The organism is Paracoccus ravus (genome assembly GCF_004522175.1).
GTDB lineage: Bacteria > Pseudomonadota > Alphaproteobacteria > Rhodobacterales > Rhodobacteraceae > Paracoccus > Paracoccus ravus.
In genome coordinates this window covers 1-22,544 of sequence record NZ_SDEB01000001.1, presented here as the reverse complement: position 1 = coordinate 22,544, position 22,544 = coordinate 1, and the positions used below count along the sequence as shown (strand labels likewise).

Below are 22,544 nucleotides of genomic sequence, written 5' to 3'. Positions count from 1 at the left end.
TATCAATGAGATGACTTGACCACATCAAGGCTCAGCGCTCTTTGACATAAGGCTCTCCTCCGGCGCGGGGCGGGATGGCGCGGCCGACGAAACCGGCCAGGATCACCACCGTCAGGATATAGGGCAGGGCCGACATGAACATCGACGGCACGGTGACGAAGCCCAGATCGAGATTGGGGAAGCGGTTCGCCAGCGCCTCGAAGAGGCCGAAGAGAAAGCAGGCCCCCAAGGCCCCCCAGGGCCGCCATTTCGCGAAGATCAGCGCCGCCAGCGCGATGAAGCCGCGCCCGGCGGTCATCTCCTTGACGAAGCCCGCCGAGATGCCGGTGGCGAGATAGGCCCCGGCAATCCCGCATAGCGCGCCGCAGATCATCACCGCCGCATAGCGCAGCCGGGTGACCGAGACGCCCGCGGTATCGACCGAGGCCGGGTTTTCGCCCACCGCGCGCAACCGCAGCCCGAAGCGCGTGCGATAAAGCACCCACCATGTCAGCGGCACCATGGCGAAGGCGATGTAGACAAGGATCGTATGGCCCGAGATCAGCTCGGCATAGATCGGCCCGATCACCGGCACCGGGCGCAGCGCCTCGGCAAAGGGCAGGGTGATCTCGGAAAACCGCGCCGGACCCGCGAGCGAGGGCGTCCGCCCGGCGAGGCCGAAGATCTTCTGGCCCAGCAGCACGGTCAGCCCCGAGGCGAGGAAGTTGATCGCCACGCCCGAGATCAGCTGATTGCCCCGGAAGGTGATCGCGGCAAGGCCATGGATCAGCGACATCAGCACCGCGCCAAGGATCCCCGCGATGAGCCCGAGCCAGGCGCTGTCCGTGGCATAGGCGACCGAGGCGGCGGTGAAGGCCGCCATCAGCATCTTGCCCTCGAGCCCGATGTCGAAGACCCCGGCGCGCTCGGAATAGAGCCCGGCGAGGCAGGCGAGCAGCAGCGGCGTCATCAGCCGCACGGCGGAATCGAGGATCTGCAGGATCGTCGGGAAATCCATCACGCCCCCTTCCGGCGCAGCGCCATGAAGATCCGCTCAAGCGGCATGCGCACCATATTGTCCAAAGCGCCGGTGAAGAGGATCACCAAGGCCTGAATGACCACGATCAGTTCACGCGGGACCGAGGTCCAAAGCGCCAGCTCGCCTCCGCCCTGATAGAGAAAGCCGAAAAGCAGCGCCGCGAGCAACACGCCGAACGGGTGATTGCGCCCCATCAGCGCCACGGCGATCCCGATGAAGCCCGCGCCCTCGACGGCATTCAGGACCAGCCGCTCGGCCTCGCCCATCACATTGTTGATCGCCATCAGCCCCGCCAGCGCGCCCGAGATCAGCATGGCGATGACGGTGATCCTGACCGGCGAGATGCCTGCGTAAAGCGCGCCTCGCTCGGATTTGCCGAAAGCCCGGATCTCGAAACCGAGCTTCGTGCGCCAGATCAGCAGCCAGACCAGAAGGCAGGCCGCGAGCGCCACGAAGAAGCTCACATTGGCCGGGGTGTTCTTGCCCCATTCCATGCCGAAACCCAGCGCCATGTCCGAGAGTTTCGGCAGATGCGTCGGTTCGGCGAAGCTGGCCGAGGCCGGGTCCATGCTGCCCACCGGGCGCAGCAGGTTCACCAGCACATAGTTCAGCAGGGCCGCCGCGATGAAGTTGAACATGATCGTGGTGATGACGATATGGCTGCCCCGCCTGGCCTGCAGCCAAGCCGGGATGAGCGCCCAAAGCGCGCCGAACAGCGCCGCCCCGATCATCGCCGCAGGCAGAGCCAGCGCCCAATGCGGCCATGGCACCGCGAGCAGCACCAGCGCGACGCCAAGCCCCCCCATCGCGGCCTGGCCCTCGCCGCCGATATTGAACAGCCCGGCATGATAGGCCACCGTCACGGCAAGCCCGGTGAAGATGAAGTTCGTCGCGTAATAGAGGGTGAAGCCCCAGCCGTAGCTCGACCCCAGCGCGCCCTCGACCATGACCTTCAGAGCCTCGATTGGGCTTTCCCCGATCGCCAGAATCACGAGGGCCGATATTGCAAAGGCCAGCGCCAGCGAGATCAGCGGCGTCAGGATCACATCCGCCCATTTCGGCATTCGGTCCATCAGCATTCTCCCGCAGCAGCCAGTCTTCTTCGGTTGTCAAATATCCCCGCCAGAGGCCAGCAAGCCCGCATCATGCGCCCTCGGCCGGGACATGCAGCGCGGCGGGCGGGATCGCATCTTGCGGCGCGATGGTGCCGGGCTCGATCCCGGCCATCAGGCAGCCCAGATCGGCGGTGGTAGCCTCTTCCGGCAGACGCTCGCCCATGATGCGACCGTCGAACATGACCGCGATGCGGTCGGCCAGCGCCATGATCTCGTCCAGTTCGACCGAGACCAGCAGCACCGCCTTGCCCGCGTCGCGCAGGGCGATGATGCGCTTGTGGATAAATTCGATCGCGCCGATATCGACGCCGCGCGTCGGCTGGCCGATCAGCAGCAGGTCGGGATTGCGCTCGACCTCGCGGGCGACGACGATCTTCTGCTGGTTGCCGCCCGAGAAATTCTTCGCCGCGAGTTCCGGGTTCGGCGGGCGCACGTCGAAATGCTCGATCTTGGCCTGGGCATCAGCGCGGATCGCGGATTGATCCATCAGCCAGCCGCTCTGGAATTCCGGCGCGTCGTGATAGCCGAAGGCGACATTTTCCCAAGCCGAGAAATCCATGATCAGCCCTTCGACCTGACGGTCTTCGGGGACATGGCCGATGCCCGCTTTGCGCCGCGCTCCGGCATCCGAGCCGGTCAGGGGCAAGGGCTGGCCCTTGAGCCGCAGCGCGCCCTCGATCTTTGCGCCCGCTTCGGGATAGCCGCCGAGGATTTCCAGCAGTTGCGTCTGCCCGTTCCCGGCGACGCCCGCGATGCCCAGAACCTCACCGGCGCGGATATCAAGATCGATGCCGCGCAGGCGCTCGACGCCCGCGGCATCGACCATGCGCAGACCCCGCACCTCCAGCACCGGCGCGCCGGGCTGGGCCGGGGCTTTCTCGACGCGCAGAAGCACCTTGCGGCCCACCATCAGTTCGGCCAGTTGCGTGGGGCTGGTTTCAGAGGTCGTGACCGAGGCCACCATTTCGCCCCGCCGCATCACCGAGACATTATCGGTGATCTCCATGATCTCGCGCAGCTTGTGGGTGATCAGGATGATGGTTTTCCCCTCATCCCTGAGCCCGCGCAGGATGCGAAACAGGTGATCGGCCTCGGCAGGGGTCAAGACGCCGGTCGGCTCGTCAAGGATCAGGATATCGGCCTGACGGTAAAGCGCCTTGAGGATCTCGACCCTTTGCTGATGGCCGACGGACAGATCCTCGACCAAGGCATCGGGATCGACCTGCAATTCATATTCGGATGCCAGCCGCTTCAACTCGCCCCGCGCGCGCGACAGTGAGGGGCGCAAGAGCCGCCCGTCCTCGGCCCCGAGGATGACGTTTTCCAGCACGGTGAAATTCTGCACCAGCTTGAAATGCTGAAAGACCATGCCGATGCCCGCGCGGATCGCGGTCTGGCTGTCGGTGATGGTGATGGGGTTGCCGCCGATCAGGATCTCGCCGGAATCGGGGCGGTAGAAGCCGTAAAGGATCGACATCAAGGTCGATTTCCCGGCCCCGTTTTCACCGATGATGCCGTGGATCGTCCCGCGCGACACGCGCAGGTCGATCCCCTTATTGGCCTGAACCGGCCCGAAGGCCTTCGAGATACCCCGCAATTCGATCGCGGGGGCCCCGTCGGGGACTTCAGGCTGGGCCGTCATTACTGCACCGGGCAGGTATTGTCGGTCATGTAGTCATGAACCTTGATCTCGCCACCGGTGATGCCCTTGGTCGCAGCATCGACGGCGGCGGTCATGTCCTCGGTCACGAGGGGCTTGTTGTTGTCATCCAGCGCGACCGAAACGCCGCCCGAGGCGAGATCCATGACCTTGATGCCCGGCTGCAATTCGGTCCCGGCCTTGAAGGCCTCGTAGATCGAATTGTCCACGCCCTTGACCATCGAGGTCAGGACCTTGCCCGGATGCAGGTGGTTCTGGTTGCTGTCCACGCCGATCGACAGGATATTCGCATCCGCCGCAGCCTGCAGCACACCGATCCCGGTGCCGCCTGCCGCTGCATAGACGACATCAGCGCCCTGGCTGATCTGCGCCTTGACCAGTTCGCCGCCCTTCACCGGATCGTTCCAGGCAGCCGGGGTGGTGCCGGTATAGTTGATGATCAGCTTGGCCTCGGGATTGGTCGCCTTGACGCCCTGGGCATAGCCGCATTCGAACTTGTGGATCAGCGGGATGTCCATGCCGCCGATGAAGCCGACCGTGCCCGATTTCGAGGCCTTGGCCGCCATCACACCGGCCAGATACGAGCCTTGCTCTTCGGTGAAGACGATGGATTGGACGTTGGGCTGTTCGACCACCATGTCGACGATGGCGAATTTGGTATCCGGGTAATCGGGAGCGACCTTGTTCAGCACCTCGCCAAAGGCGAATCCGGTCATCACGATCGGGTTCGCGCCGGTCTCGGCGAGGCGGCGCAGGGCCTGTTCGCGCTGCGCCTCGGACTGCATCTCGAGGTCCTTGTAGCTGCCGCCGGTCTCGGCCTTCCATTTTTCGGCGCCATGAAATGCCGCCTCATTGAAGGATTTGTCGAATTTCCCGCCCAGATCGAAGATCAGCGCCGGATCGGCCATTGCTGCCAGGGGCAGAAGGGACAGGCTGGCGCTGGCCAGCAGGGTTTTCGTGAGCGACATTCCAGAACCTCAACCTGTTATGGGCATTCCTGCCCTGTGTGTCTGGATTAGCGCGCATGGCCGCGCATGCGTCAACAGCCTTATTGGCCTTGCAGTCCTTGTCGCATCAGCACCGCATCTATCCCCGGCGCATAGTAATTTCGCCGCTGCCCGACATCTGCCCAGCCCTCGGAAAGATAGAGTGCCCGCGCGCCTGCATTGTCCGAGGCGACCTCGAGGAAAGCCTCGGTCGCGCCACGCATCCGCGCCGTGTCACGAAACTCTGACAGCAGCGAGCGTGCGACGCCCTGCCTGCGCGCCTCCGGAGAGACTGCGACCGTCAGCAGTTCGGCCTCATCCGCCACAGTGCGGCCGATCAGGAACCCTTGCGGCCTGATCAGCAGAAAGTTCAGGTGGCTGGCCAGCAAATCCTCGATCTCGGCCGCGGACCAGGGCCGGGGATGCGTGGCGAAGCAGCGCAGATGCAGGTCCGCGAGAAGATCCGAGGTCATGTCAGGATCAGGGGGCCACGGTCGCGGGCGGGCGCGGCATCCGCCGGGCGCAGATAGAGCGGGGCGGGGCGGGGCAGGTCGGGATCGGCGCGGCGCGCAAGCGCGATACGGGCGATGGCGACCGCCAGCGGATGGACGGGCGACATCAGCGGCGGGCCGGGCGGCAGGCTATGCAGCACGCCCTGATCGGCGCGGCTGACGAGGCCGGGGCCGAAATCCTGCCAGATCACCTCGCCCGCGCGGGCGGGCAGGGCGACACGGCAAGGCCGGGGCAGGTCAAGCGCCGCGGCCTCGGTCGCACTCACGCCCACCGCAGGTATCCCCAGCGACAAGGCCAGCCCCCGCGCCGCCGCGACGGCGATGCGGATGCCGGTGAAGTTTCCCGGTCCCGTGCCCACACCGATGACCGAAAGATCCCGCCAGTCCGCGCCAGCCTCGGCCAGCACCTCGAGAAGCAGGGGGAAAAGCCGCTCGGCCTGGCCCTTGGCCATGTCCTCATGGCGATGGGCCAGCACGCGATCACCCTGCAGCAAAGCGGCCGCGCAATGCGCGGCCGATGTGTCAAATCCCAAAGAGAGCGCGTCAGGCAACGGGGCGGACCTCGGTCACCTCGGGGATGTAATGGCGCAGCAGGTTCTCGATCCCCATTTTCAGGGTCAGGGTCGAGGAGGGGCAGCCTGCGCAGGCGCCCTGCATATGCAGATAGACGACGCCACGGTCGAAGCCGTGGAAGGTGATGTCGCCGCCGTCCTGCGCCACGGCAGGACGCACGCGGGTGTCGAGCAGTTCCTTGATCTGGCTGACGATCTCGGAATCCGGGCCGTCCTGATCGTTATGGCCGCTGCTGGCCGAGCCTTCCATGACCGGCGCGCCGGACTGGTAATGCTCCATGATGGCACCAAGGACCGAAGGCTTCAGATGGTCCCAGACGGCGCTGTCGGCCTTGGTCACAGTCACGAAATCCGAGCCAAGGAAAACGCCGGTCACGCCCGGTACGGCAAAGATGCGGCGGGCGAGCGGGCTTGCTGCGGCGGCCTCGGCCTCGGGGAAATCGGCGGTGCCGGTGCCCAGAACGGTCTCGCCCGGCAGGAACTTCAGCGTGGCGGGGTTCGGGGTGGTTTCGGTCTGGATGAACATGGGCGTGCTCCTTTGCGCGCGATATGGGGATTGAGGGGGGTGCGAGTCAAGGAAAACGCGAGGTTCCGTTTATCGCGGCGGCATGGGCAAAGACCGAAATGCTGGCCAGCACATGCAGGATCGCCCCCAGTCCCGCGCTGCCCGAAGCCAGCCTGAGCGTCATGGCGAGCGCCCCGAAGAAAAGCGCCGCCAGAGCCATGATCACCGCGCCGCCGGGCAGATCGAGCCGCCTCAGCAGCATCGCAGGGGCGACATGCCAGAGGGCAAAGAGCAGAACCGGCGCGATTCCCGCCCGCCAATGCCGCCGCCCAAGGCGCGGGACCAGCGCGCCGCGCCAGAAGGCCTCCTCAAGGCAGCCATTGCTCAGACCGGCGATGATTGCCAGAGCAGCCACATGCGGCGAGAGCGCGGCCAGCCCCGGCAAGCCGGTCCAGGCCAGGAAAAGCGCGGTCCCGCCAAAGGCTAAAGCGAGCCGCCCGCCCGGCCAGCGCGGGCAGAGCGACCAGCCGCCCCTGTTCCAAAGCGCCGCCGCCAGAAGCAGCCAATAAAAGGACATGCCCAGAAGCGCCCCGCTCAGCGGGCGCAGGCCGCTTGCCGCGATCAGGGCAAAAATGGCGCTGAGGACCGGAATGGCCAGAACCGCGGCCAGAGCCAGCCGCCGGTCCATCAGGTGATCTGTTCGAGCCGCTCGCGGGACATATCGCCGGGCACGATGGTGATCGGGCAGGGCAGGGTCGCGACATCGCGCAAGAGACGCGAGATGATCGGCCCGGGACCCGCCGATTCCGTCGAGGCGGCCAGCACGATCACGCCGATCTCGGGATCATCGGACAATTGCGCCAGCAACTCGGCGCAGGGCTCGCCCTCGCGGACCACCAGTTCCGGCTCGACCCCGGGGCGGTCGCGCATCCATTTCGCAAAGACCTCGTAATGGGCCTGGATGCGCTCATAGGCCTCGGCCCGCATGACCTCGGCGACGCCCATGCCATGCTGGATATCTGCGGCGGGGATCACGGCCAGGACCTGAACGCCGCCACCGGTCTTTGCCGCGCGCATCGCGGCGAAGCGGATGGCGTTCAGGCATTCGCGCGAGTCGTCCAGAACCACCAGGAGTTTGCGCATTGTTCTTCCCGTTCGGCTTAACTCGGTTGACCCGAGTGGGCAGACACTGGCCGAAAGGACACGCTGGCGCAAGTCTGTCGCGCTTTACCCCTTGCGTCCGTTTTCAATTCGTATGCCCTATGTTAAGGCAAAAATGTTATCAAGATGACCGCGGGATCATGCTGTGACAATTCACCACGATTGGGACAGAAACGATTGCCGCGATGTGCGTCCCATGCCGCAGATCGGCCCCGCCTGGCTTGGCGCCGACCTGCCCTCGGAACGTGTCGGCATGACAGTCGGCAAGCGGCTTTTCGATATACTGCTGGCCCTCGTCCTGCTTGTGCCCTTGTCCCTGCTCATGCTGGTCGTGGCCTTTCTTCTGGTCGTGACGCAGGGGCGTCCGGTCTTTTACGTGGCACCGCGGATGCGGGCGCCGGGCCAGCAGTTCAGCCTGCTCAAATTCCGCACCATGCTGGGCGAAGAGGGCGATTTCGGCGCGACCGGCGCGCATAAGCATTGGCGCATCACGCGTGTGGGGCGCTTTCTCCGGCGCACCCGAATCGATGAATTGCCGCAGCTTTTCAATATTTTGCGTGGCGACATGAGCTTTGTAGGCCCGCGTCCGCCGCTGCCGGAATATGTCGAGCGCTTTCCCGCGCTTTATAATCAGGTGCTTACGAACCGTCCCGGCGTGACCGGCCTTGCCACGATGATCTATCACGTGCACGAGGATCGCATCATGGCGCGCTGCAAGACCGCCGAAGCGACCGAGGCCGCCTATTACCGGCGCTGCCTGCCGACCAAGTTGCGGCTCGACCTGATTTATCAGCGCCGCCGCAACCTGCGGGTCGATCTGTGGATCATCTGGCACACGGTAATGACGGTGCTGGTGCCGAATTGGCAAGGTAGGGGGCGCAAGCGCGCCTCTTCAACGACGGTCCCGCCGCGCGATAAGGCAGCGTCGGCCAAGGCCCGCGTCCCGGCCGAGTGATTCTCTGTCAAACGGTGTCGATGCCGAACGGGTCCTGCGGATAGCCTACCCCTGACAGATAAAGTCCATGCGGCGGGCAGACCGGCCCGCAAGCCGCGCGGTCGCATGCGGCCAGGGCTTTTCCCACGCGGTCAGGATGCCACGCCCCCGCGCCGACGCGTTCCAGCGTGCCGACGATCGAGCGGACCTGATTATGCAGGAAGGACCGGGCGCGCAGGTAGAAGCGATATTCGCGGCCCTGCGGGATCTCGTGTTCCTCGATCCGGATTTCGTCCAAGGTCTTCACCGGGCTCGCCGATTGGCACATGGTCGAGCGGAAGGTGGTGAAGTCATGCAGCCCGATCAGATGTGCCGCGCCCCGGCGCATCGCCTCGGCATCGAGCGGGTTCAGCACCTGCCAGACCTGCCCTCGCTCATGCGTGACAGGTGCGCGGCGGGCGATCAGGCGAAAGACATAGCGCCGTTCCATGGCCGAGAAACGAGCGTGGAAATCATCCTCGACCTTCACCGCCGCCAGAATGGCCACGGGGGCCGGTTTCAGATGCCAGTTCAGCGCCTCGGAGAGCCGGAACGGGTCCCAGTCCCGCGCCAGATCGGCATGGGCGACCTGACCCGTGGCATGGACCCCGGCATCGGTGCGCCCGGCGGCGGCAATCCGCGCGCCTGCCGCGAAGCCTGCATCAAGCCGGGCCAGCGCCGTTTCGATCGCGCCCTGCACGCTGGGCTGGTCGGCCTGCGCCTGCCATCCGGCAAAGGGCCTGCCGTCATATTCGATCAACAATGCGTAGCGAGGCATCAGCGCGGCTGCTTCTCGCTATCCCGGCGGATCAGCAGATCGTCCATGGTCATCGGCGTTTCGAGTTTGCCCGCCTCGATCGCGGGCTGAGCCACGCCTTCGCGTGCAAGCCGGTCGCGCAAGACGCCGATCTCGATATCAAGATCGCTGCGCCCGCCCTCCAGAAGCTTGCGGGTGCGGGCGGCGAATTGGGTTTCGAGATCATTGAGCAGGGTCTCGTAATCCTGCCGTGTGCGGGCGTCATGCGTCTGCAGATACAGATCCGAGAATTTCACCGTCGCGTCGCGGGCGCCCTGCAGATAGACGCCGAGATAGCGCCGGACCGCGGCGATGTCGCCGGGATCCTGCTCGATCCGGGTGAAAAGCTCGCGCGCGGTGGCCGAGAACATCGCAACGCGGGCCTCGAGCCGGCGGTCCCCGGTGCGCAGGATCGCGTCCTGCATGGCTTTCAGATGGGCCTCGCCCTCGGTGATGATGCGATGCGCGCGATCCTGCTGGAAACTGTCGATGCCCTCCATGCCCTTGTCGCGCATCGGATCGGTCCCGAAAGAGAGCCAATGCAGCACCGCCCCGGCGATGCCGATCACCGCTGCACCCAGTTCCGCGCCGGGAACGTAGGACCCCAGCGCGAGGCCGAGACCGCTCAGCACGCCGCCAAAAAGCTTGCGCGGAATCGCCGGACGGCGGGCGACGCGGCGGGCATCATATTCGGCCTCGGCTTGCAGGCCCTCGCGGGTCAGGACCATTCCGCCCGCGACACCGGCAAAGGCCAGAAGATGCATGACCAGCCCGAAAGGTCCCTGCCAGAAAGCGCTGATCAGGAAGGGCACCGCCATGAAGGTGATCCAGCGGGTGCGCGATTCCAGCGGATGATGCACGGGGCGCGGGACGGGGCGCAGGGGCGACTGGTCGCCGTCCTGCCCGCGGCCCAGTGGCGAGAAGCGCCCTCCGAAACGTTTGGCCATGACCTGTCCTCAGCCCGCGCCCACGAAAGAGGCGTAGAGCGTCAATCCCATCAGCAGAAAGAAGGACAGCCGTTTCGTCGCTTTCGGGGACATCTGCTTCCTTTCATCCTTGGGTCAGTCTGCCGTGTTGCGCAGGATATAGGTCTGATCCTTCTCGAAAGAAAGGGCAGCGCAATGCAGGCATATCGACCTTGACAGCAGGTTGGCCTCTGCGACAACACAGGAATGCTACGGTTCCGGAGTCATCCGGATGAAAAGGGAACGCGGTGCGCCGAACGGCAAGGCCGCGGCTGCCCCCGCAACTGTTGGCGGAGAGCAAGGGTCATCCGCGCCACTGGACATGTTCCGGGAAGGCAGGCCCGCGCTGCGACCCGCGAGCCAGGAGACCTGCCGCAGCACTCACCCATTTCCGGCGCGGGGTGCGTCTGGAAAGCGGCTGAACCGCAGAGGTGACTGTCACCAACCTGCGGCGAAGCCATGTCGGCCTTCTCCCGCATCCGCAATGAAATGCAGCTTGTCTGCATGTGAAAGGCCCCGGAGATGTTCCGCAAGAAAAGCGCCCAGATCGCCCTGCTCGCCGCAACCCTTCCCGCTATGGCCCAGGCGCAGGAGGATGCGGCCCCCGTGACGCTCGCCCCCGTGGTGCTGACCGCCGGGCTGCAACCCGTCCCCGAGGCGGGCTATGGCCGCGCCTTCAGCATCGTCACCGCCGAAGAGATCGAGGCGCGCGGCATCGCATCGGTGCAGGACGCCCTGCGTGCGCTGCCCGGCGTCTCGGTCAGTTCTTCGGGGACGAGCCATACCCAGATCCGGATTCGCGGCGGCGAGTCCGATCACACGCTGGTCCTGATCGACGGGATCGAGGCCAATGGCGGCGGCGATGAATATGTCGTGGCGGGGCTCGAGACCGCCAATATCGAGCGCATCGAGGTGCTGCGCGGTCCGCAATCGGTCTATTACGGCTCGAACGCCTCGGCGGGGGTGATCAACATCATCACCGACAAGGGCGGTCCGGGGCTGAGCTATGGGGGCAAGATCGAGGTCGGGAACGGGGCCTCGGCCTCGGGCCATGTCAGCCAGAATGGCGAGCGGGGCGGGATCTCGCTGAACCTCTCGGCCAGCGACGATCACGGCTATGACCAGTCTGGCGATGGCGGCGAAAAGGACGGCATCACCCGCAAGAGCATCGGCCTGTCGGGCTGGTATCAGGCGACGGATGCGCTGCGTCTTGGCGCGAGCCTGCGCCGCGCGGCTGAGGGTTACGACTATGATTACAGCGATTGGATGGCCACGGATGCCGAAAGCTACGTCGTCGATGATGACAGCCTGCATGGCGAGCGGGACGAGTTCCAAGGCGCGCTCTGGGCCGAATTCGCCATGCTGGACGGTCGCCTGACGCATCGGCTGGCCTATCAGGATACGGTGACCAAGAATCGCTCGACCGAATCTGCGGAATCGCGCGGCGAGACGGAAACGCTGAAATACCGCCTGAGCTATGGCCTCGACGGCAGGCCCGTCGAGGATGCCGCGCATCTGTTGAACCTGCTCGCCGAGCGGCAAAAGGACGAATCGACCCTTGCCCCCGATTTCCGCCGCGAGATGAATTCGCTGGCTCTGGAATATCGCGGTTTCCTCGAAAATGGCCTGAACCTGCAGGCCGGTCTGCGCCATGACGACAACGCGAATTTCGAGGATTTCACCAGCTGGAACCTTGCTCTGTCCTGGCAGATGCCCGACCGCCCCTTCCGCCTGCATGCCTCGGCGGGGACCGGGCTGGTGAACCCGTCCTATTACGAGCTTTACTCGGATGACATGTTCTCGGTCGGCAATCCCTTTCTCAAGCCCGAGAAGAATCGCGGCTTCGATCTGGGAATCGAGGCACAGCTTCCCGATGGGCGCGGTTCGGTCGACGTGACATGGTTCCGCGAGACGCTCGAGGATGAGGTCGTCTATCTGCCCGGCCTCGCGCCGGACGGGCGGGCAAGCTATACCAATCTCGATGGGGAAAGCCCGCGCGAGGGCGTCGAGATCGCCGCCAAGCTGCGCGCGGCGGAAAACGTGAGCCTCGCGCTGGATTACACCTACCTGGATGCCAAGACGCCCGAGGGCACGGTCGAGATCCGCCGCCCCCGGCATGAATTGGGCCTGTCCGCGACGCTGGCGCTGCTTGACGGCGCGGCGTCCGTCACCGCCGATCTGCGTCATGTCTCGGGGAATTACGACACCGAGTTCTGGGGCATGTATGAGACCTCCGAGCTTGACGATTTCACCACCGTCAACCTCGCAGGCGGTTACGATCTGACATCGAATATCCGGTTGACCGGGCGGGTGGTGAACCTGTTCGATGCGGAATATTCCGAGGTCTGGGGCTATGCTGCGCCGGGCCGCACCGTTCATGCCGGGCTGGAGGCCAGATGGTGACAGCGCTTCTTCGGGTCGCCTGCCTCGCGGGCGGCCTGAGCCTTGTCGGAGCGGCCGCCGAGGCCCGGCCAGAGCGCGTGGTCTCGGTCAATCTCTGCACCGACCAGCTAGCCTTGATGCTGGCGGCGCCCCGACAGGTGATCTCGGTCTCATATCTGGCGCAGGACCCGCTTCTTTCGGTGATGCGCGAACGCGCGCTGGACATTCCCGTCAATCATGCCAGCGCCGAAGAGGTCTTCCTGCTGCGTCCCGATCTGGTCCTTGCCGGCGCGACGACGCCCCCCGAGGCGCTGCGCCTGCTGCGCCGTCTCGGCGTCCCGGTCGAAGTGTTTCCCCCCGAGACGAGCTTTCAGGACATCCGCGACAATTTGTTGCGCATGGGCCGCGCCTTGGACCGCGAGGCCCGTGCCGAGGCCGTGCTGGCCCAGTTCGACGCTGATCTGGCCGCGCTGCAGGACCATCCCGCCGATCCGCCAAGTGCGGTGCTTTACGCCGCGAATGGCTATGTGGCGGGCGATGAAAGCCTTGCGGGCGCGATGCTCGCGGCAGCGGGATACCGTAACCTCGCCAGCGATTTCGGGATCCGTCACGGCGGCAACCTGCCGCTCGAGGAACTGGCCCTGGCCCAACCCGATCTGGTCGTCGTCAGCGAGCGCAATCCCGGCCATGCCCGCGCCGAAGAGATGCTTGACCATCCCGCCCTGCGACATCTTCTGGAACGGCAGTCCCGCGAGGTGATTTCGGATCGGGACTGGGCCTGCGGCACGCCCCATGTCCTGCGCGCCGTTGCCGACTTGCGAGCCCTGAGAACTGGTGAGAAATTGCCGAAATGAGCCGGAACCCGAATTATTCCCTGCTGCTGACCGGGCTTGGAGCTTTATGCCTTGCCCTGTTCGCGGCCTCGGTCCTGATCGGCCCGGCGGCGATCCGGCCGGGCGACAGCCTGCGCGCCCTGTCCGGCCAGGGACCGGAGATGCTGCAACTGGTGATGCGCCAGATCCGGCTGCCGCGCGCATTGCTGGCGCTGATGGTCGGGGCGGCGCTCGGCATGTCCGGGGCGGTGATGCAGGGTTTCCTGCGAAATCCACTGGCCGAGCCGGGGCTGGTCGGCACCAGCGCCTCGGCGGCGCTGGGGGCGGTTCTGGCGATCCAGCTGGGCCTTGCCGCGAGCTTTCCCTTGGCCTTGCCACTGGCGGCCTTGGCCGGGGCGCTGGGATCGGTGGTGCTGGTCCTGCTGCTCGCCGGGCCGCGCGGCGGGACCATGGCGCTGATCCTTGCGGGGCTCGCGATCTCGGCGCTGGCCGGGGCGGCGACGGCGCTGGTCCTGAACCTCTCGCCCAATCCCTATGCCGCGAGCGAGATCATCTTCTGGATGCTCGGATCGCTTTCGGATCGCTCGATGCTGCATGTCTGGATCGCGGCCCCCTTCATCATCTGCGGCGCGGCCTTGCTCTTTCCGACCGGGCGCGGCCTCGACGCGCTGACCTTGGGCGAGGACGCCGCCGCCGCCAGCGGCATCGATCTGCGGCAGCTGCGCCTGATGCTGGTCGCGGGCACGGCGGCAATGATCGGAGGTGCTACGGCCGTGGCCGGAACCATCGGTTTCGTCGGCCTCGTCGTGCCGCATGTGCTGCGCCACGCCGTCGGGGCCCGCCCCTCGCGGCTGATCGCGGCCTCGGCTTTGGGCGGAGGCGCGATGGTGCTCGCAGCCGATATCGCGGTTCGGCTGATCGCCCCCGAGCGCGACCTCAAGCTGGGGGTGCTGACATCGATCGTGGGCGCGCCGTTCTTTCTGCATCTGATCCTCAAGACTCGGAGGCTGGAATGGTGAACCGGCTCACGCTGTCGCGCCTGAGTTGCCTTCAGGACGGCGCTGCGGTGCTGGAAGGCATCGATCTGACCATCTCGGCCGGAGAATTCGTCGGGCTGGTCGGGCGCAACGGGGCGGGCAAGACCAGTCTTTTGCGCGCGGCGCAAGGTCTGGTGCCGGTCAGCGGTTGGTCTTCATTGTCCGAGTTGCCTCCGCATGAGCGCGCCCGGGCCGTCGCCTTCATGCCTCAGGACCGCGAGATCGCATGGCCGATGTCGGTCGAGAATCTCGTGGCGCTTGGCCGCATCGCCCATCCCGACGCCGCCGCGGATGCCGACCGGCGCGCCACCGACCGGGCCATCGCGGCGCTCCGGTTGGAGGTGCTGCGCCATCGCAACGTGCTTGGCCTTTCGGGGGGCGAGCGGGCGAGGGTCCTGATCGCGCGCGCGCTGGCGCAGGAGACGCCGCTTCTGGTGGCGGATGAGCCGATCGCGGGTCTGGACCCGGCCGCGCAGATCGAGGTGATGCGGCTTTTCGCGGGGCTCGCGCGGCAGGGAAGGGCGGTGCTGGCCTCGCTGCATGATCTGGGGCTTGCCATGCGGCACTGCACAAGGCTGGTGCTGCTTGATCATGGCCGGATCGTCGCGGATGGCGCGCCACAGGCAGTACTGACCCGCCGGCATCTGGCCCAGAGTTTCGGGATCACCGCGCAGATCACCGAGGGCGAGCAGGGCTGGCTGTTCCAGCCGCTGGACACCGTGACGCCCGAGCCCTTAACCATATCCGCCAGTTTGCCTTCCTCGCCCGTCCGAAACGGATAGACTGCTTTTTGCGAAGCGGAGGTTGCATGTCGGAACTGATTCCACCGACTCCCGAGCAGATGGCTCGCGCAAGGCGTCTGCGTGACGAGGCCGAAGTGATCAAGCTGAAGGCCGAGACCAGGAAGCTGCAGGCGGAAACGCTGCGGCTTCAGATGATATACCGGGCGCGGAACCTCGTCATTCCCTGCCTGACTTTCCTTGCGGGCTACGCCTTTGCCGCGCTGACGCTAGGCAAATAACCTGCTCTGGCTGCGGCAATCTGGAAAAGGGAAGGATGGAGCGGGTGATGGGAATCGAACCCACGTATTCAGCTTGGAAGGCTGCTGCTCTACCATTGAGCTACACCCGCATCGCTGTTTTCTATAGTCAGCCCCGACAGAGGTTGCAAGCGGGCAGAGGCGCTTAAACCGCAGATGCTTGACGCAGGCACAACGGCGCGGCAAGCAGTGAGACATGATCGATATCCGTCCGGTGGCCAACACAATCGGCAAGCTGGTCATCACGCTGGGGGCGGCGATGGTGCTGCCTATGGCTGTCGATTGGTGGGCCGGCGACCCGCATTGGAAGGCCTTTCTCGAATCCGCGATCCTCACCATGCTTGCGGGGGCGCTGATCACGCTGGCGACGCGCGGGGCTGATCTGGCGCTGAGCATGGAGCAGGCCTTTCTGCTGACCGCCGCGATCTGGGCGGTGCTGCCAGCGGCCGGAGCCTTGCCGCTGATGATCGGCGCGCCCTATCTGAGCTTCACCGACGCCTATTTCGAAGGCATGTCGGGACTGACCACCACCGGGGCGACCAGCATTCCCGATCTCGACAGCCTGCCAAAGGGTGCCAATCTGTGGCGCTGTTTCCTGAACTGGGCAGGCGGGTTGGGGATCATCGTGGTCGCGATGATCTTCCTTCCGGTGATGAAGGTCGGGGGGATGCAATTCTTCAAGTCCGAGGGTTTCGACACATTGGGCAAGATCCTGCCCCGTGCCTTTGACATCGCCCGCGAGATGACCTGGGTCTATATCGCCCTGACCGCGATCTGCGCCATCGTCTATATTTTGCTGGGAATGACGGGCTATGACGCCTTCCTGCTGGCCATGTCCACCTGCTCGACCGGCGGTTTCTCGAATTACAATGCCAGTTTTGCGGGTTTCGCGGGGCCGCTGGAATATGCGGCGGCGATTTTCATGGTGCTGGCCTCGATCCCCTTCATCCGCATGGTCCAGCTTGTGCGGGGCTCGGCCGAGCCGCTTTGGGCGGATGCGCAGATCAGGGCCTATCTGCGCTGGATGTTCCTGGCGATCACGGCGATCGTCGCCTATCGGCTGGTCTGGCTCGAGGCCAAACATCCCGAAGCGATCATCCGCGAAACCGTCTTCAACGTGGTTTCGACCTTTTCCGGCACGGGGCTGAGTTCCAGCGATGTGACGCAATGGGGGCATTTCCCCTTTGCCGTGCTGGTGGTGGTCGGGCTGATCGGCGGATGCACCGGCTCGACCGCCTGTTCGGTCAAGGTGTTCCGCTATCTGGTCCTGTTCGAGGCCGTCCGCTCGCAGATGCGGCGGATGCAATCGCCGCATCGCGTCTATCCGCTGCGCTATGACGGCAACCCGCTGAAACAGGAGGTCGTCGATTCGGTGATGACCTTCTTTACCCTGTTCATGCTGAGTTTCGGCCTGCTCATCATGGGCCTCGCGATGACCGGGCTGCATCCAAGGACGGCGCTGACCGGGGCATGGACCGCGATCGCCAATGTCGGCGTGATGTGGGGTCCCGAGCTCAGCCCGAACGGGGCGGTCGATCAATTGCCGACCGCCGCGAAATGGATGATGACCTTTGGCATGTATATCGGCCGGCTCGAACTGGTCACCGTGCTGGTGCTTTTCCTGCCACGCTTCTGGCGCAGCTGAATTCAGGGCGCGGCAGAGGGCAGCGCGGCAGGGATCGGGCTTGCGGCGGTTTCCTCTGCGCCTGCCGGACCGGGCATGGCCTCGGCCAAGGGCTCGGGGGTGGCGGCGGTTTCCGCAGGCGCTTGGCTCGCGATCTCGGCGGCGGTCGGTGCGAAGCGACCCAGATTATCCGAGATCTCGGAGGCAAGGCGGCGCTGCTCTTCGGGATCGACCCCGGGCCAGATCAGCACGAAGCCCTCGACCCTGCCGTCGCGGATACGGGCCTCGGCATGGCTGATATGGGTCTCGTTCCGGCCGTCCAGCGTCACGCTGCCGCGGCGCACATCGCGTTTGGGCGCGGGAACCCAGCCAAGCGCCGTGACAAGCCCGGTCAGGTCCAGCATTTCCTGCTGGTCGCCGGGCTGCGAGAACAGGATCAGTGCCGCGCCCGAGCCGCCCTTGGGGCCATAGATCGACAGCGCCCGCTCGGCCCGGTCGAATTCCAACTTTTCCATCGGGGCGGGCAGGGCCAATCCGGTATGGGCATCGCGCAATTCGCCCAGCCCCATCTCGCGGCGCCAGGTCTCGCGCCGGCGGATCAGTTCCTGCATGGCAGTGGCCGTGTCGGGCGAGGTCCGCAGGTTGACGATCTCATCGGCGATGGCGGCTTGCGTCATCGGACCATCCTTGCCGTCAATCGCGCCGTCGTAATGGCCCGCCCAACGCAATGCACGCTGGATATCCTCGAGCGGGGGCATGGCGGCGGGCTCAGCCCCTTCGGCGGGCGGCGGGCCCAGTTCGGGATCGCTGCCGGGCATGACCGGCTGGCCCATCTCTGTCTGGGGGGAAAGCAGGGCGTCCCTGGGAATGGCCTCGGCCCGGCGAAAGGCTGCGAGCCAGGCCTTGCCGGTCGCCTCGTCCATGGGGCCGAGCGCAATCGCCGATCTTCCGTTCGGCAGAGCCCATAACCCCACCTCGGGCAGGGTCTCGCGTCGCTTGGCGAGAAGCTCTTCGGCCTTTGCCCGGTCGGACGCCGATTCGATGCGCAGGAAGTACTTGACCGGCTGTGGGTCGGTTTCCGGCACAGGCTCGGCGGCGGCAGTGACGTTCTGCTCGGGCTGCGCGCCAGCCGCCCCGCCCAAAGGGAAGGTCGAGGGCGAGCCGACGGCCGCAGCCGAACGATCTGCCGGAGGATCTGCCCGTGGTGTACCCGCTGCGGGGGCGACCGGCGTCAGTCTTTGTCCGGGAAGCGGCGCGAGGAAACTGTCGCCCGGAATCCGTCCCGCCGATTTCAACTCGCGCAGGCGGATGGTGGCTTCGGCTCGGGGTAGTGGACCCAGCGCCACGCCGACCCAGCCATCGGCCAGAGGAAAGGTCACGATATTGCTGAAACGCGCGCTCCAGCCCTCGGCGCTGGCGCGGGCGGCCTCGGTGCCGCGCTTGGCCTCGATGCGGATCAGCACATCCTCGGCCTGGGCTGGCAGGGCAGGCAAAAGCGGCAAGGCCGCAGCGAAGATGAACGCAAAGCGCCGCATGGGCAATTCCCTCTCATTGACCCTGCGCCGCCCTCTGCCTAGAAGGCGGCTGACCCTACTTGCCAGTTATGCAAAAGGATGCAGCGATGACCAGCCCCAAGGACGTTCAGACGGCGAAACCCGTCTGCTTTCAGGATATCATCCTGCGCCTGCAATCCTATTGGGCCGCGCAGGGCTGCGCCGTGCTGCAACCCTATGACATGGAGGTCGGCGCGGGCACCTTCCATCCGGCGACCACTCTGCGTTCGCTGGGCGCGCGGCCTTGGGCTGCGGCCTATGTCCAGCCCTCGCGTCGCCCGACCGATGGTCGTTATGGCGAGAACCCGAACCGCTTGCAGCACTATTACCAGTACCAAGTCATCATCAAACCCTCGCCGCCGAACCTGCAGGATCTGTATCTGGGCTCGCTGAAGGCGATCGGGTTGGATCCGATGATCCATGACGTGCGCTTCGTCGAGGATGACTGGGAAAGCCCGACGCTGGGCGCTTGGGGCCTTGGCTGGGAGGTCTGGTGCGACGGTATGGAAGTCAGCCAGTTCACCTATTTCCAGCAGGTCGGCGGGCATGACTGCCGTCCGGTCTCGGGCGAGCTGACCTATGGCCTCGAGCGTCTGGCCATGTATGTGCTGGGCGTCGAGCATGTCATGGACATGCCCTTCAACGACCCGGCGAGCGCGATCCCCCTGACCTATGGCGATATCTTCCGTCAGGCCGAGCGCGAATATTCCCGCTGGAACTTCGAGCAGGCCGATACCGCCACGCTGCTGAAGCATTTCGAGGATGCCGAGGCCGAATGCGCCCGCACGCTGGACGCGGCCGAGGCCGACAGCGCCGGCCGCAATATTCCGATGGCGCATCCGGCCTATGATCAGGCGATCAAGGCCAGCCACCTGTTCAACCTGCTCGATGCGCGAGGCGTGATCTCGGTCACCGAGCGTCAGGCCTATATCGGGCGGGTTCGCGCGCTGGCGAAGCGTTGCGCGGATCTGTTCGTGACGACCTCGGCTGCGACGGGCGAGCCGCTGCCTGCTTTCCCGGCGGGGGCGTGATTTGAACGGCCGGATTCCCGCGCTTCTGATCCTTGGCGCCGCAATCGCTGCGGGCGTCGGGGTCTGGTATGCGCAGGAATATGGCTTTTACGAGCGCGCCGATGCTGCGAGCATCCGGCTGACGGTGGTGGCGCATGGCCAGCCTGTGCCGCTGGAGGCAGGCGATCTTGAGGCGATCGACGCCTCAAGCTCGCCCATCCGCTGGCGCGGATGCTTTCGCCTAGACCAGCCGCTGCCCGAGGGTGCGGAAGTTTTCGAGCAGCCGACGCCGCTGGTCGGGCCGAACTGGTTTACCTGCTTTGACGCCGGGCAATTGCAGGCCGATCTGGCCTCTGGCGCGGCCAAAGCCTATCTCTCCCAGCCCGAGATCCGCCCCGATGTGGATCGTGTGATCGCCGTCTATCCCGATGGCCGCGCTTACGGCTGGCACCAATTCAACGACAAGACCCCCGAACGCGGAGTAATGGACTGATGCCCGACCTTCTGATCGAGCTTTTCTCGGAAGAAATCCCGGCGCGGATGCAGGCCCGCGCCCGCGAAGACCTGAAGAAACTGGTAACCGACGGGCTGGTGACTGCTGGCCTGACCTATGCCTCGGCGGGTGCTTTCTCGACTCCGCGCCGTCTGGTGCTGGCGGTCGAAGGCCTGACCGCCCATAGCCCGACCACCCGGGAGGAACGCAAAGGCCCGCGCACCGACGCCCCCGAGGCCGCGCTGGAAGGCTTCCTGCGCTCGACCGGTCTGACGCGCGAGCAGCTTGAGGCGCGCGACGACAAGAAGGGCCAAGTCTGGTTCGCCACCATCGAGAAGGCCGGCCGCCCCGCCGCCGAGATCGTGGCTGAGGTGCTGGACGCGACTATCCGCAACTTCCCCTGGCCGAAATCCATGCGCTGGGGCTCGGGAAGCTTGCGCTGGGTTCGTCCGCTGCATGGGGTCATCTGCCTGCTGACCGACGAGGCCGGCGCCGAGGTCGTGCCGCTGGAAATCGAGGGCATCACCTCGGGCAACACCACCCGCGGCCACCGCTTCATGGCCCCGGACGAGATCACCGTTTCCGGCTTTGACGATTACGCCGCCAAGCTGCGCCGCGCCAAGGTCATGCTCGACAGCGCCGAGCGCGCGGCCGCGATCCGGCAGGAGGCCGCCAATCTCGCCTTCGCCCGCGGCTGGGAGATCGTCCCCGACGACGGTCTGCTGACCGAGGTCGCGGGTCTGGTCGAATGGCCGGTGCCACTGATGGGCGCGATCGAGGACCGCTTCCTGACCTTGCCGCCCGAGGTTTTGCAGACCTCGATGAAGGAGCATCAGAAGTTCTTCTCGGCCCGCAATCCCAAGACCGGCCGGATCGAGGGCTTCGTCACCGTCGCCAATATCGAGACGCCGGATCATGGCGAGACGATCCTGAAGGGCAACCAGCGCGTGCTGGCCGCCCGCCTGTCGGACGCCGCCTTCTTCTGGGACAATGACCTGCGCGAGGCAAAATCGGGCATGGGGGATTGGGCCGACGGGCTGAAATCCGTGACCTTCCAGAGCCAGCTCGGCTCGCAGGCCGACCGCGTCGCCCGCATCGCGGCGCTGGCGCGCGAGATCGCACCGCTGGTCGGGGCCGATCCCGAACTGGCCGAACAGGCCGCGAAGGTCGCGAAACTGGACCTGCGCTCAGCCATGGTCGGCGAGTTCCCCGAGCTGCAGGGCGGCATGGGTCGCCATTACGCGCTGGAAGCGGGCCTGCCGGCCGCCGTCGCCGATGCCGCGCGCGACCATTACTCGCCGCTGGGGCCGTCGGATGACGTGCCCTCTGCGCCGGTCTCGGTCGCGGTGGCTTTGGCCGACAAGCTCGACACGCTGACCGGCTTCTGGGCCATCGGCGAGAAGCCGACCGGCTCGAAAGACCCCTTCGCGCTACGCCGTGCGGCGCTTGGTGTGATCCGGCTGGTGCTTTCGAACAAGGTTCGCGCGAACCTCTCGGATGTCTTCGCCAAGGGTTATCCGGGCGCGGATGCGGGCGAATTGCTGGCCTTCTTCCACGACCGTCTGAAAGTCTATCTGCGCGATCAGGGCGTGCGTCACGACATTATCGACGCGGTTCTGGCGATGCCGGGGAATGACGATCTCGTTTTGCTGGTAAACCGGGCCGTTGCGCTTGGCGAAGTGCTGACGACCGAGAACGGCACGAACCTGCTGCAAGGCCTCAAGCGCGCGTCGAACATCCTGACGCAGGCCGAGGAAAAGGATGGCGTCGAATATAGCTTCGGCGCGGATGAGAAATTCTCCGAGACCGAGCAGGAACGCGCGCTGTTCGCCGCCCTCGACAAGGCCGAGCCCGCCATCCGAGAAGCCGTCCGCCTCGAGGATTTCCCGGCTGCGGTTCAAGGCATCGCGACCCTTCGCGCGCCGATCGACGCCTTCTTCGAGGCGGTGCAGATCAATACCGACAACCAGATCGTCCGCCGCAACCGCCTGAACCTCTTGTCGCGAATCCGCGAGGCGGGGCGGCTGATCGCCGATTTTGGCCGGATCGAAGGCTGAACCATCAAGGGAAAGGGGCCTCAGGCCCCCTGTATGGATGGCCCGCCCCTCCCGCCGACCTCTGTGTAGGATGTCGGTTTTCAAAGGAGGAAGGAGCGAACCATGAGCATTGTCATCCTTAGCATCGATCTGGGCAAGAACAGTTGCAGTGTCGTCGGTCTCGACCGGGCGGGGACAGTCGTGATGCGTCGGCGATTGCGTCGGGAGGGCGTTATCGCCTTCGCGTCGAAGCTACCGGCCTGCATCATGGCCA

22 protein-coding genes, 1 tRNA gene, 1 pseudogene and 1 riboswitch are annotated in these 22,544 nt (G+C 65.6%); of the genes and pseudogenes, 11 read left to right on the top strand and 13 right to left on the bottom strand.

The genetic code is table 11. The features are described from left to right. Positions 1-31 precede the first annotated feature (31 nt). The 9 genes from ESZ60_RS00120 to ESZ60_RS00080 form a co-directional block, all read right to left on the bottom strand. Entirely contained in the window at positions 32-997 is a 966-nt protein-coding gene (locus ESZ60_RS00120) for an ABC transporter permease (protein WP_134678377.1), read from the bottom strand. Continuing rightward, a complete protein-coding gene (locus ESZ60_RS00115) occupies positions 997-2,091 on the bottom strand; it encodes an ABC transporter permease (protein WP_134678376.1) in 1,095 nt (364 codons plus the stop codon). The genes ESZ60_RS00120 and ESZ60_RS00115 overlap by 1 nt, the downstream gene beginning before the upstream one ends. A gap of 70 nt (positions 2,092-2,161) precedes the next feature. After that, the gene (locus ESZ60_RS00110; protein ID WP_134678375.1) at positions 2,162-3,775 is read right to left on the bottom strand and encodes an ABC transporter ATP-binding protein; all 1,614 of its coding nucleotides are present in this window, start codon (positions 3,773-3,775) and stop codon (positions 2,162-2,164) included. Beyond that, positions 3,775-4,761 (bottom strand): BMP family lipoprotein, encoded by a 987-nt coding sequence (locus tag ESZ60_RS00105; protein ID WP_134678374.1) that lies wholly within the window; start codon positions 4,759-4,761, stop codon positions 3,775-3,777. The genes ESZ60_RS00110 and ESZ60_RS00105 overlap by 1 nt, the downstream gene beginning before the upstream one ends. 80 nt (positions 4,762-4,841) lie before the next feature. Then, entirely contained in the window at positions 4,842-5,252 is a 411-nt protein-coding gene (rimI, locus tag ESZ60_RS00100) for a ribosomal protein S18-alanine N-acetyltransferase (RefSeq protein WP_134678373.1), read from the bottom strand. Next, on the bottom strand, positions 5,249-5,842 hold the full coding sequence (tsaB, locus tag ESZ60_RS00095; RefSeq protein WP_134678372.1) for a tRNA (adenosine(37)-N6)-threonylcarbamoyltransferase complex dimerization subunit type 1 TsaB: 594 nt from the start codon (positions 5,840-5,842) through the stop codon (positions 5,249-5,251). The genes rimI and tsaB overlap by 4 nt, the downstream gene beginning before the upstream one ends. Continuing rightward, entirely contained in the window at positions 5,835-6,389 is a 555-nt protein-coding gene (locus ESZ60_RS00090; protein WP_134678371.1) for a NifU family protein, read from the bottom strand. The genes tsaB and ESZ60_RS00090 overlap by 8 nt, the downstream gene beginning before the upstream one ends. A gap of 46 nt (positions 6,390-6,435) precedes the next feature. Beyond that, on the bottom strand, positions 6,436-7,056 hold the full coding sequence (locus ESZ60_RS00085) for a CPBP family glutamic-type intramembrane protease (protein ID WP_134678370.1): 621 nt from the start codon (positions 7,054-7,056) through the stop codon (positions 6,436-6,438). Further along, on the bottom strand, positions 7,056-7,511 hold the full coding sequence (locus ESZ60_RS00080; protein WP_134678369.1) for a universal stress protein: 456 nt from the start codon (positions 7,509-7,511) through the stop codon (positions 7,056-7,058). The genes ESZ60_RS00085 and ESZ60_RS00080 overlap by 1 nt, the downstream gene beginning before the upstream one ends. A gap of 214 nt (positions 7,512-7,725) precedes the next feature. Here ESZ60_RS00080 and ESZ60_RS00075 point away from each other — a divergent pair, with 214 nt between their 5' ends. Then, positions 7,726-8,484: a sugar transferase gene (locus ESZ60_RS00075; RefSeq protein WP_342365222.1), complete on the top strand. Its 759-nt coding sequence runs from the start codon at positions 7,726-7,728 to the stop codon at positions 8,482-8,484. Between the two features lie 7 nt (positions 8,485-8,491). Here ESZ60_RS00075 and truA read toward each other — a convergent pair whose 3' ends face one another. Together truA and ESZ60_RS00065 are read right to left on the bottom strand one after the other, a co-directional pair. Further along, positions 8,492-9,280: a tRNA pseudouridine(38-40) synthase TruA gene (gene truA, locus ESZ60_RS00070; protein WP_134678367.1), complete on the bottom strand. Its 789-nt coding sequence runs from the start codon at positions 9,278-9,280 to the stop codon at positions 8,492-8,494. Next, complete coding sequence (locus ESZ60_RS00065; RefSeq protein ID WP_134678366.1) at positions 9,280-10,245, bottom strand: 5-bromo-4-chloroindolyl phosphate hydrolysis family protein; 966 nt, start codon at positions 10,243-10,245, stop codon at positions 9,280-9,282. The genes truA and ESZ60_RS00065 overlap by 1 nt, the downstream gene beginning before the upstream one ends. 214 nt (positions 10,246-10,459) lie before the next feature. Next, a riboswitch (cobalamin riboswitch) is annotated at positions 10,460-10,654 on the top strand. 131 nt (positions 10,655-10,785) lie between these two features. Between ESZ60_RS00065 and ESZ60_RS00060 the strand changes: the two genes are divergently transcribed. Genes ESZ60_RS00060 through ESZ60_RS00040 form a run of 5 tightly spaced genes read left to right on the top strand, consistent with a single transcriptional unit; the run spans position 10,786 to position 15,536 of the window. Continuing rightward, positions 10,786-12,666, top strand: coding sequence for a TonB-dependent receptor plug domain-containing protein (locus ESZ60_RS00060; RefSeq protein WP_134678365.1), 1,881 nt, complete (start codon positions 10,786-10,788; stop codon positions 12,664-12,666). Next, positions 12,660-13,499, top strand: a complete 840-nt coding sequence (locus ESZ60_RS00055; RefSeq protein WP_134678364.1) for an ABC transporter substrate-binding protein — start codon at positions 12,660-12,662, stop codon at positions 13,497-13,499. The genes ESZ60_RS00060 and ESZ60_RS00055 overlap by 7 nt, the downstream gene beginning before the upstream one ends. Beyond that, a complete protein-coding gene (locus ESZ60_RS00050) occupies positions 13,496-14,497 on the top strand; it encodes a FecCD family ABC transporter permease (RefSeq protein WP_134678363.1) in 1,002 nt (333 codons plus the stop codon). Before ESZ60_RS00055 ends, ESZ60_RS00050 begins: the two co-directional genes overlap by 4 nt. Then, positions 14,494-15,297, top strand: a complete 804-nt coding sequence (locus ESZ60_RS00045) for an ABC transporter ATP-binding protein (protein ID WP_425331297.1) — start codon at positions 14,494-14,496, stop codon at positions 15,295-15,297. Before ESZ60_RS00050 ends, ESZ60_RS00045 begins: the two co-directional genes overlap by 4 nt. A gap of 26 nt (positions 15,298-15,323) precedes the next feature. Next, complete coding sequence (locus tag ESZ60_RS00040; RefSeq protein ID WP_134678361.1) at positions 15,324-15,536, top strand: hypothetical protein; 213 nt, start codon at positions 15,324-15,326, stop codon at positions 15,534-15,536. A gap of 36 nt (positions 15,537-15,572) precedes the next feature. On the opposite strand, the gene ESZ60_RS00035 is transcribed toward ESZ60_RS00040, so the two are convergent. Continuing rightward, a tRNA-Gly gene (locus ESZ60_RS00035) sits at positions 15,573-15,646 on the bottom strand. Positions 15,647-15,750: 104 nt separating this feature from the next. Between ESZ60_RS00035 and ESZ60_RS00030 the strand changes: the two genes are divergently transcribed. Continuing rightward, complete coding sequence (locus tag ESZ60_RS00030; RefSeq protein ID WP_134678360.1) at positions 15,751-17,199, top strand: TrkH family potassium uptake protein; 1,449 nt, start codon at positions 15,751-15,753, stop codon at positions 17,197-17,199. A gap of 2 nt (positions 17,200-17,201) precedes the next feature. On the opposite strand, the gene ESZ60_RS00025 is transcribed toward ESZ60_RS00030, so the two are convergent. Next, positions 17,202-18,713: a peptidoglycan-binding domain-containing protein gene (locus ESZ60_RS00025; protein ID WP_209021214.1), complete on the bottom strand. Its 1,512-nt coding sequence runs from the start codon at positions 18,711-18,713 to the stop codon at positions 17,202-17,204. Between the two features lie 86 nt (positions 18,714-18,799). Here ESZ60_RS00025 and ESZ60_RS00020 point away from each other — a divergent pair, with 86 nt between their 5' ends. The 4 genes and pseudogenes from ESZ60_RS00020 to ESZ60_RS21220 form a co-directional block, all read left to right on the top strand. After that, positions 18,800-19,762, top strand: coding sequence for a glycine--tRNA ligase subunit alpha (locus tag ESZ60_RS00020; RefSeq protein ID WP_134678359.1), 963 nt, complete (start codon positions 18,800-18,802; stop codon positions 19,760-19,762). 1 nt (position 19,763) lies between these two features. Further along, positions 19,764-20,234 (top strand): DUF6446 family protein, encoded by a 471-nt coding sequence (locus tag ESZ60_RS00015; protein ID WP_134678358.1) that lies wholly within the window; start codon positions 19,764-19,766, stop codon positions 20,232-20,234. Further along, positions 20,234-22,291 (top strand): glycine--tRNA ligase subunit beta, encoded by a 2,058-nt coding sequence (glyS, locus tag ESZ60_RS00010; RefSeq protein WP_134678357.1) that lies wholly within the window; start codon positions 20,234-20,236, stop codon positions 22,289-22,291. The genes ESZ60_RS00015 and glyS overlap by 1 nt, the downstream gene beginning before the upstream one ends. A 102-nt stretch (positions 22,292-22,393) precedes the next feature. Further along, a pseudogene (locus ESZ60_RS21220) lies at positions 22,394-22,544 on the top strand (IS110-like element ISMmg1 family transposase); the annotation flags it as partial.